Annotated in this window: 1 protein-coding gene; it reads right to left on the bottom strand. The window is 65.8% G+C overall.

What is annotated here, in order from left to right; all coding sequences use genetic code 11:
- Positions 1-369 precede the first annotated feature (369 nt).
- The gene (locus FHS92_RS18025; protein WP_046765407.1) at positions 370-1,530 is read right to left on the bottom strand and encodes an IS110 family RNA-guided transposase; all 1,161 of its coding nucleotides are present in this window, start codon (positions 1,528-1,530) and stop codon (positions 370-372) included.
- Between the last annotated feature and the right edge of the window lie 70 nt (positions 1,531-1,600).

Here is a 1,600-nt window from a genome sequence, read left to right as displayed (position 1 = left end):
GCCCCCTCACATGGGGATTATCGAGTCAAGCGCCTGTGCGGAACCATTGCACGGGCGCTTTGCTTGCCAAGCTTGGCTGTGGAGAGATCGGCTGAAAGCCCTGTGTCGTTCATTCCATTGGTTGTCTCCGTACAGCGCGATCCATGGTCTGAGCCTGTTGCAACAAGCGTCCCGTTGACCGGTCCGCTCTAACCTCACATCCGGTCGCCGCTCGTGCGCGGCCGCACCACAATCCCGCTTGCGTCGGGTCTGGCTCAGGAGACGGGACCAACCTTTTTGTCGGCGGGTAAAGCCAAGAGGGGCCGACGGTCCGTCCACCTGGATCCGGCAGGGACGATGCCCTGCGGGAACTCGTATCGGGTAGCTTGCTCAGGCCGCCTTCAGTAGCGCGCCCTTCGGCACGACGCCGGCCGAACTGAACTGCCACAGCGCGATCAGCAGCTTGCGGGCGAGCGCCACGATCATCACGCGCCTCACCCGTCCACCGTTCGCCTGCACCCGGTCCGCATACCAGCGCGCCAGCTCCGAATCCGGCTGATGCCGCAGCCATAGCCAAGCGACCTGGATCATGGTGGTGCGCAACCGCTTGTTGCCGGCCTTTGACACGCCCTGCTCGCGGTCCATGTTGCCGCTTTGCCATGGGGATGGCGCGAGACCCGCATAGCAGGCGACCTGCCGCCGGTTGCTGAAGCTGCGGAAGAATGCCTCAGCGTATAGCACGCCGGCGAATTCTGGGCCAATGCCGCGCAGTTGGAGAAGCCGCGCGCTCGCCGGCTCAGCGGCTTCGTCCGTCGCCATCTCCAGCATCGCGTCTCGCTCGCGCTCGACTTCCCTGATCTGGCGCATGACCAGTTCCAGCCGGTCCAGTTCGCGCTCGATCTCCCGCTTCACATGGCACGGCAGCGACCGACCGTCGCCGGTGACCAGTTCCTCCAGCCGCGCACGCCGGTTGGTGCGCAGCGGTTCATAGTCGCCGACGCCCTGCGCGAACAGCAATCCCTTGATCCGGTTGATGTGCCGGATGCGTTCGACCACGAGCGAGCGCCGCTCACGACAGATGCGTCGGCGGTCCTCGTCGTCAGCGCTCGGTACCGTCACCATTGCGCAGACCCGCGGCTCTCCGCGCTTGTAGGCGAGCAGCGTGCGGACCAGCGCCTCGCCGTCCAGCTTGTCCGTCTTCGCGCGCCGGCTACGCCGTGAGGCCGCGATCGACGCGGCATCGACGACGTGGCTCTCGATGCCCTCGCGCACGAGGCAACGGTGTATCCAGAAGCCGTCCAGCCCCGCCTCCTGGATAACGACCAGCCGGTACTGCTCGCCCGTCCGCTCTCGCGCCTTCACCTGCAACTGCGCGAACCGCTCCAGCAGCGCCGGCACGTCGCCTCCCTTCACCTGGTGTCGCGAGATGCGCTCGCCGCGACCTGGTGACAACGACGTCACCAACCAGGTGGAACGGCTCAGCTCCAGCGACACGAAGATGGCGTTCAACTGCGTGCTGACGGCGGCATGGGACGAGATGGACACGGGCAACCTCCTTCACGACAAAGCGGGAAGGTCAGTCTGCCTCAATCAGCGCCAGCCCGCGCCCATGGGATCTTTT

Origin of the sequence: Sphingobium subterraneum (assembly GCF_014199435.1) — a bacterium.
GTDB classification, from domain to species: domain Bacteria; phylum Pseudomonadota; class Alphaproteobacteria; order Sphingomonadales; family Sphingomonadaceae; genus Sphingobium; species Sphingobium subterraneum.
The sequence above is the reverse complement of the archived record's forward strand: the minus strand, read 5'-3'. Positions and strand labels throughout refer to the sequence as shown.